The 7213-nt window shown below is 48.9% G+C and carries 4 protein-coding genes and 3 pseudogenes; 4 read left to right on the top strand and 3 right to left on the bottom strand.

The window, feature by feature from the left end; genetic code table 11:
- The coding region (gene abnB / locus ACWHAR_RS19350; protein WP_108029264.1) for an arabinan endo-1,5-alpha-L-arabinosidase AbnB at positions 1 to 1275 on the bottom strand (1275 nt) is incomplete at its 3' end.
- 16 nt (positions 1276 to 1291) lie between these two features.
- Here abnB and hutU point away from each other — a divergent pair.
- From hutU to ACWHAR_RS19330, 4 genes and pseudogenes are all read left to right on the top strand, one after another.
- A pseudogene (gene hutU, locus ACWHAR_RS19345) lies at positions 1292 to 2680 on the top strand (urocanate hydratase); the annotation flags it as partial.
- A 12-nt stretch (positions 2681 to 2692) separates the two neighbouring features.
- A complete protein-coding gene (hutI, locus tag ACWHAR_RS19340; RefSeq protein WP_452087571.1) occupies positions 2693 to 3958 on the top strand; it encodes an imidazolonepropionase in 1266 nt (421 codons plus the stop codon).
- Positions 3951 to 4586 (top strand): annotated as a pseudogene (hutG, locus tag ACWHAR_RS19335) (formimidoylglutamase); the annotation flags it as partial. The gene hutI and the pseudogene hutG, both read left to right, overlap by 8 nt.
- Position 4587: 1 nt before the next feature.
- Positions 4588 to 4695: pseudogene (locus ACWHAR_RS19330) on the top strand (hypothetical protein); the annotation flags it as partial.
- A gap of 40 nt (positions 4696 to 4735) precedes the next feature.
- Here ACWHAR_RS19330 and ACWHAR_RS19325 read toward each other — a convergent pair.
- Both ACWHAR_RS19325 and nupC read right to left on the bottom strand, forming a co-directional pair.
- On the bottom strand, positions 4736 to 6037 hold the full coding sequence (locus ACWHAR_RS19325) for a pyrimidine-nucleoside phosphorylase (RefSeq protein ID WP_003227132.1): 1302 nt from the start codon (positions 6035 to 6037) through the stop codon (positions 4736 to 4738).
- 29 nt (positions 6038 to 6066) lie between these two features.
- On the bottom strand, positions 6067 to 7213 hold a 1147-nt coding region (gene nupC / locus ACWHAR_RS19320), incomplete at its 5' end, for a nucleoside permease NupC (RefSeq protein ID WP_452087570.1).

The following is a 7213-nucleotide window of genomic DNA, read 5'->3' as shown; positions in this document are numbered from 1 at the left end:
AAATACCCCGTTATACGTCTTGCCTGCTAACGTGATGTCGGCTGTGTTTTTTCCGGTTTTCTGCCATGTTCCGGTCATTTCCCCGGAAATGGTGTGGTTTTTGTTGAGCTGGATGTTGATGGTTTGTTTGATGTCGGCTGAGATGTCTTTTCCGTGCTGGATAAGTTTGTATGTTCCTGTGATGTCTTTTTGTTTTACTTCTTTCAATGTTTCGCCCGCATAACGATATGGTGCTGCTACCGGCCAGCCGTCTTTGTTCATGAACAATTGGTGGACTCTGACTTCGTGTTCTTCACCCCTGCCCGGGAAGCGGGTGTGGAAGATTAAATAGGAACGCCCGGTTTTCTCGTCATAATATGCGGAGTTGTGGCCTGGTGAGACGTACCCGGTGCCTTTTTCATTTTCTGTTTCAAAAGTGTAGCTGCCCATGAGTTTGACGCCGTATGGTTCGATGGAACGGTCGTCGAAGAATGTGCCTCCCTTGCCGCGGACGTCGAGCATTGGATTGCCTTCTGCATCATAGTAAGGGCCGTCCGGTTTCTTGGAGCGGGCCACACGGATGTTGTAGCCGCCTGTTGCATCGAGACTGCCATATGATAGGTATAAGTAGTAGTATTGGGTGTCTGGATTGTAGAGAACATACGGGCCTTCGATTCTGCTGTGGTTGCCGCCGAGCAGTTTTTTCCCGTATCCCTGTCCAGGAAGCGGGAAGCCCGTTTTCGGATTCATTTCAAGTATGAAAATGCCGCCTGAGTATGATCCGTACACCATCCATAGCTTGCCGTCTTTATCAAAGAAGGTATGCGGGTCGACGACATTCGGGTGTTTGGTTGCGTCATACGGTGTTCCATCGTTGCTTGTGCCTTCCATTCCTGATTTCAAAAAGATGCCTTTGTTTTTGTATGGGCCTTCGACATTGTCAGCAACGGCAACACCCATGGCGGACCTAGGCGAGTCGCCGCGGCAGGCGTTGTAGTACATGTAGTATTTGCCGTCCGCCAGCTGCGTGACGTCAGCCGCCCAAAGAGTATCGGATTGCGCCCATTCGAAGGTTTCTTTTAATTCTTTATAGACATTCGGGATAAGTGGGTTGTCGTTGCTTACGCTGGTGGTCAGCTGCTGCCATTGCATGAGGTCATTTGTTTTTGCGGAAGCGAGATGAGATCCAAAAACATAAAAGGTGCCGTTTGTTTCAATGATGGAAGGGTCATGGACGCTGACTTCTTTAAATATAGGTTTTTGTGCATAGACGTAGTTTGGGAGGGTGAAGGCCATGATAAGAGCTGCAAGAAACCCGCAGGCCCCGCGCGTGCTCCTAGCAAATTCTGTTCTTGTTCCGAAGTGGGCAGACTGGGAGCATTTCCACGAACTTGAGAAAAAAGGGTTAATGATGTACGGACAGATGACGGCTGGCAGCTGGATTTACATTGGCTCACAAGGCATATTGCAAGGAACCTATGAAACCTTCGCTGAGCTGGCGCGACAGCACTTTGGGGGCAGCTTAAAAGGAACGTTGACGCTGACAGCGGGTCTCGGCGGAATGGGAGGCGCACAGCCGCTGTCTGTCACGATGAATGAAGGCGTCGTTATTGCCGTCGAGGTTGACGAGAAACGCATCGACAAGCGGATCGAAACAAAATACTGCGATCGAAAAACAGCATCGATTGAGGAAGCCTTAGCTTGGGCTGAAGAGGCAAAGCTGGCAGGAAAACCTTTGTCCATTGCGCTTCTCGGAAACGCGGCTGAGGTGCATCACACACTTTTGAACCGAGGCGTCAACATTGATATTGTGACAGATCAGACATCTGCCCATGACCCTTTAATCGGTTATGTTCCCGAAGGCTACTCCCTTGATGAAGCTGACCGTTTGCGTCAAGACAATCCAGAGCTTTACGTGCGCCTTGCGAAGCAAAGCATGAAAAAACATGTCGAAGCCATGCTGGCCTTTCAGCAAAAGGGCTCTATTGTATTTGACTACGGCAACAATATCCGGCAAGTCGCAAAGGATGAAGGGCTGGAGAATGCCTTCGATTTTCCGGGTTTTGTCCCTGCCTACATCCGCCCCTTATTCTGTGAAGGAAAAGGGCCGTTCCGTTGGGCGGCGCTTTCCGGAGATCCGGCAGATATTTACCGTACGGATGCGTTATTAAAAGAGCTGTTCCCAACAAATAAAGCCCTTCACCGCTGGATTGATATGGTACAGGAAAAAGTCACCTTCCAAGGCTTGCCGTCCCGTATTTGCTGGCTTGGATATGGAGAACGAAAAAAGATGGGCCTCGCCATTAACGAGCTGGTTAGAAGCGGGGAGCTAAAAGCGCCTGTCGTTATTGGGAGAGATCATTTGGACTGCGGGTCTGTCGCCTCTCTAAACCGGGAGACAGAAGCGATGAAGGACGGAAGTGACGCTGTTGGTGACTGGGATGTGCTAAATGCGCTTGTCAACACGGCGGCGGGTGCAAGCTGGGTTTCCTTCCACCATGGCGGCGGTGTCGGAATGGGCTATTCCCTGCATGTCGGCATGGTTGCAGTGGCCGATGGAAGTGAGCTGGCTGACGAGCGGCTCGCGCGGGTCTTAACGAGCGACCCGGGAATGGGCATTATCCGTCATGCGGATGCGGGTTATGAACGTGCCGTTGAAGTAGCGAAGGAACAGGACATTATCGTGCCGATGCAAAAATAAAGGAGTGATGACATGCCAAAGCAAATTGATACGATTCTCATCAACATCGGTCAGCTTTTGACGATGGAAAGCAGCGGTCCGCGGGCAGGCAAAAGCATGCAGGATCTTCATGTGATCGAAGACGCTGTTGTCGGCATTCATGAACAGAAAATTGTGTTCGCCGGACAAAAAGGGGCTGAAGCCGGTTACGAGGCAGACGAAATCATTGACTGTTCGGGACGCCTTGTAACGCCCGGCCTCGTTGATCCGCACACCCATCTTGTATTTGGCGGATCTCGTGAAAAGGAGATGAACCTTAAGCTTCAGGGCATTTCATATTTGGATATTCTGGCGCAGGGCGGCGGGATTCTGTCTACAGTCAAGGATACCAGGGCGGCTTCAGAAGAAGAGCTGCTGCAAAAAGCCCATTTTCATCTGCAAAAAATGCTGTCCTACGGCACAACCACAGCAGAAGTGAAAAGCGGCTACGGCTTGGAAAAAGAGACAGAGCTCAAACAATTGCTTGTCACAAAAAAACTGCATGAAAGCCAGCCTGTTGACCTTGTTTCCACATTTATGGGAGCCCATGCGATTCCTCCCGAATATCAAAACGATCCAGATGAATTTCTGGATCAAATGCTTTCCCTTTTGCCGGAAATCAAAGAGCAGGAGCTCGCCAGCTTTGCTGATATTTTTACAGAAACAGGCGTTTTTACAGTCAGCCAATCCCGCCGTTATTTACAAAAAGCAGCTGAGGCGGGCTTCGGATTAAAAATACACGCAGATGAAATCGATCCGCTTGGAGGCGCTGAATTAGCAGGTGAGCTAAAGGCCGTCTCAGCCGACCATTTGGTAGGTGCATCGGACGAAGGCATAAAGAAATTGGCTGAGGCAGGAACGATCGCCGTCCTCTTGCCGGGCACGACATTTTATCTTGGCAAAAGCACATACGCCAGGGCAAGAGCTATGATTGATGAAGGGGTATGTGTCAGCTTGGCAACGGATTTTAACCCTGGCAGCTCGCCGACTGAAAATATCCAGCTGATCATGTCGATTGCCGCGCTTCATCTGAAAATGACTGCAGAAGAAATTTGGCACGCGGTCACAGTCAATGCCACATACGCCATAGGGAAAGGAGAGGAAGCCGGTCAGCTCAAAGTCGGCCGCTCAGCTGATCTAGTCATTTGGCAAGCCTCGAACTATATGTATATTCCGTATCACTACGGGGTCAATCATGTACATCAAGTCATGAAAAACGGAACAATTGTTGTCAACAGGGAGGGAGCCATTCTTGGATAAGTACCCTTTTCTCAGAGAGGCCGGATCTTCGTTTAAAGACCGGGATGTCACAAAAATGAGCGACCTGATCGCAACATGGGACGGCCAGGACATTAAGGGACCGGCGTTGATAGGTGTCCCCCTATCAAAATCCTCCATCAGTCATTCAGGCGCTTCCTTTGCACCCGGAACAATACGCCAGGCTCTGAAACATTCATCAGCCTATTCTGCTGAGCTTGGAGAGCACGTCGTATCAGAGCTTCTATATGACCTGGGGGATATCGATATTCATGTCACTGATATCGTAAAGTCACATCATCACATTTTCCAAACCATGCACGCTCTGCTTTCGGACCATCCGGATTGGGTGCCGCTCATACTTGGGGGAGATAACTCTATCAGCTACTCCACAATAAAAGCGATAGCACAAACAAAAGGAACGACAGCGGTGATTCAATTTGATGCCCATCACGATGTTCGCAATACGGAGGACGGGGGGCCGACAAACGGCACCCCCTTCCGCCGCCTTTTGGATGAAGAGATCATTGAAGGTCAACATTTGATCCAGCTGGGTATCAGAGAATTCAGCAACAGCCAGGCCTATGAAGCATATGCAAAAAAACATAGCGTGAACATTCACACGATGGAGCGGAGTTCCTTGTATCATCCTTTGCTATCTGATCTACCATTTCAAAAGAAGTGTTACAAAAGCGAAAAAAATCAGCCAAGAGGAATATCAGGCTGATCACATCCTTTAATCAAAAAAGCACACCCCACTCAGGATGGGATGTGCTTTTTTTATTCAGTAATCAACGTATGAATCAGCTTCGGCGCCTTCGCTTCCGCGGCGATGCGGATGTTGTCATAGACTTTTGCGATGACTTCATCAACATTTTCGCGGTTGGCGTAAAGTGTCACGAGCGGTTCGCCTTTTTCTACTTTGTCGCCGACCTTTTTGCGGAGCATGATGCCGACGGCTAAATCGATCTCATCTTCTTTTGTGGCGCGACCGGCACCTAACAGCATCGCCGCGACGCCGATTTCGTCCGCAACGATTTCAGAGACGACACCCGCTTCTTTGGCAGGCACATCAATTTGATATGCGGCTTGCGGAAGCTTAGACGGATCGTCAACAATTGAGCTGTCGCCGCCTTGGTTTTTCAGGAAATCCTTGAATTTCTCAAGTGCTTTGCCGTTTTTCATGACTTCTTCCAGCTTCGCTCTCGCTTCGTCCAATGTATCGGCTTTTTTCGCAAGCACAACCATCTGGCTGCCGAGCGTTAAGACAAGCTCATGAAGATCCTCGGGTCCCTCGCCTTTGAGCGTGTCGATCGCTTCTTTGACTTCAAGCGCATTTCCGATCGCAAAGCCGAGTGGCTGGGACATGTCTGAAATGACAGCCATTGTTTGACGGCCGACGTTATTTCCGATGCGTACCATCGCTTTGGCAAGTTCAGCTGCGTCTTCTTCTGTTTTCATGAAGGCGCCCGCTCCCGTTTTTACGTCAAGCACGATGGCGTCCGCCCCGGCAGCGATTTTTTTGCTCATAATCGAGCTTGCAATGAGCGGAATGGAATTGACCGTTCCCGTTACATCACGAAGCGCGTACAGTTTTTTATCAGCCGGCGTTAAATTGCCGCTTTGGCCGATGACCGCAACCTTGTCGCGGTTCACAAGTTTAATAAATTCATCCTTCGTCAGTTCCACGTGGAAGCCGTCGATTGCCTCTAACTTATCAATCGTGCCGCCCGTATGGCCGAGGCCGCGGCCGGACATTTTGGCAACCGGCACGTCAAGAGCCGCAACAAGCGGAGCGAGAACGAGTGTTGTCGTGTCGCCGACGCCGCCGGTGGAGTGTTTATCCACTTTAATTCCTTCAATGGCAGAAAGATCAATCGTTTCACCGGAGTTCACCATAGCCATCGTCAAGTCCGCGCGTTCACGGTCACTCATATCCTGGAAGAAAATCGCCATAGCAAGCGCGCTTGCCTGATAATCAGGAATGCTTCCGTCTGTGTAGCCGTTCACGAAAAATTGAATTTCTTCAGTGGTGAGTTCTTTTCCGTTTTGTTTTTTGATGATGATATCTACCATTCTCATGTTTGGTCACCGATCCTTTTCGATTAAGTTCAGTAAATCAAGCCCACAATTGCTGCTGATAAAAAGCTGACAAGCGTAGCACCGTATAATAATTTCAAGCCGAAACGAGCGACGACATTTCCTTGCTTTTCATTCAGTCCTTTTACGGCACCGGCAATGATTCCGATTGAGGAGAAGTTCGCAAATGACACAAGGAATACCGATACGATCGCTGTTGTACGGCCGCTGAAATGGAAACCGTTTTGCGTAAGCGACGTCATGGCGACAAATTCATTCGATACCATTTTTGTTGCCATAATGCTTCCAACATTAACAGCTTCATTCCATGGGATACCGACAAGAAAAGCGAATGGAGCAAACACATATCCAAGAATGCCTTGGAACGAAATACCGAATACTGCATTAAAAATGCCATTGATCAAGGCAATAATCGCGACAAATCCAATCAGCATCGCAGCGACGACAACCGCTACTTTGAAACCGTCAAGGATGTATTCTCCGAGCACTTCGAAGAAGGATTGTTTTTCTTCTTCCTCAACACGAAGCATATCCTCTTCTTTTGCAACCTCGTACGGATTAATAATAGAAGCAATTATGAAACCGCCAAATAAGTTCAAGACCAGCGCTGTTACAACATATTCCGGTTTCAGCATTGTCATATACGCGCCGACAATCGACATTGATACAGTTGACATCGCAGATGCGCAAAGCGTGTACAAGCGCTGCTGATTTAAAAGACCGAGTTCTTTCTTCAAGGAGATAAATACTTCTGACTGCCCTAAAATCGCAGAAGCCACTGCGTTATACGATTCCAATCTTCCCATACCGTTTACCTTGCTGAGGGCAAGGCCGATATATCTAATAATAAACGGGAGGACTTTCCACTTTTGCAGAATCCCGATCAGAGCGGAAATAAACACGATTGGCAAGAGAACATTCATAAAGAATGTCGTTTGGTCCGCATTCACCAAGCCGCCAAACACAAAGTTAATTCCCTCTGCCGCGTATTCAAGCAGGTAACCGAAACCTTTTGCAAATCCTCCTACGAGGAAATTCCCTATCCCGGTATTGAGGAGAATGTAGCCAAGAATAAATTGCAAAATGAGCATAACAACAATTGGGCGGATCTTAATTCTTTTTTTGCCGCTGCTCGCGATCCACGCGAGGCCTAAAAAC

This window comes from Bacillus sp. LR--39, from assembly GCF_053613335.1.
The sequence above is the reverse complement of the archived record's forward strand: the minus strand, read 5'-3'. Positions and strand labels throughout refer to the sequence as shown.

What these genes read in the sequence shown, in the direction of transcription:
- hutI (WP_452087571.1), top strand. Translation starts at nt 2,693, where the DNA reads ATGCCAAAGCAAATTGATACGATTCTCATCAACATCGGTCAGCTTTTG.
- ACWHAR_RS19325 (WP_003227132.1), bottom strand. Translation starts at nt 6,037, where the DNA reads ATGAGAATGGTAGATATCATCATCAAAAAACAAAACGGAAAAGAACTC.